General features: G+C 47.8%; 1 protein-coding gene. It reads left to right on the top strand.

The features are described from left to right. Positions 1-136: 136 nt before the first annotated feature. The gene (locus BGP75_RS19335; protein ID WP_076720536.1) at positions 137-463 is read left to right on the top strand and encodes an IS3 family transposase; all 327 of its coding nucleotides are present in this window, start codon (positions 137-139) and stop codon (positions 461-463) included. Positions 464-479 lie beyond the last annotated feature (16 nt).

The following is a 479-nucleotide window of genomic DNA, read 5'->3' as shown; positions in this document are numbered from 1 at the left end:
GGGACTGGCCACTTTGCTTCCACGTATCAAGATGCTGTTTCCAGGTCTCTCGAAGGGCTTTCAGTTCATTGGCAGTCATTATGATCTCCTTAATTCAGAGATCATGACCTTAGCTGGCGAGCAGCCCTGGTAACAGGTGGGGTTTATTTACCGCTTACGTTTACTCACGGTTTCTGCCAGTGGTTATTACGACTGGCGTACTCGTGACCCAAGTCAGCGGCATCAAGCTAATGCGCGTTTAAGTCGCAAGATTTATCAGTTGTATCAAGCGAGTGATGGCGTATACGGCAGTCCTCGTATCTGGGAAGAGCTTCAATATGATGGTGAAGTCTGCAGCCTTAATCGCGTAGCACGGCTCATGAAAGCGAATAACCTGGCAGGCATTCCTACGATTAAGCGTTGGCGTAAAAAACAGTCAGGGCAACGCCCTGATTCAGTATTAAATCATCTTGAGCGGATTTAAAGTCACGCTCAAGATG

Origin of the sequence: Motiliproteus sp. MSK22-1 (genome assembly GCF_001968815.1) — a bacterium.
GTDB lineage: Bacteria > Pseudomonadota > Gammaproteobacteria > Pseudomonadales > Balneatricaceae > Motiliproteus.
The sequence above is the reverse complement of the archived record's forward strand: the minus strand, read 5'-3'. Positions and strand labels throughout refer to the sequence as shown.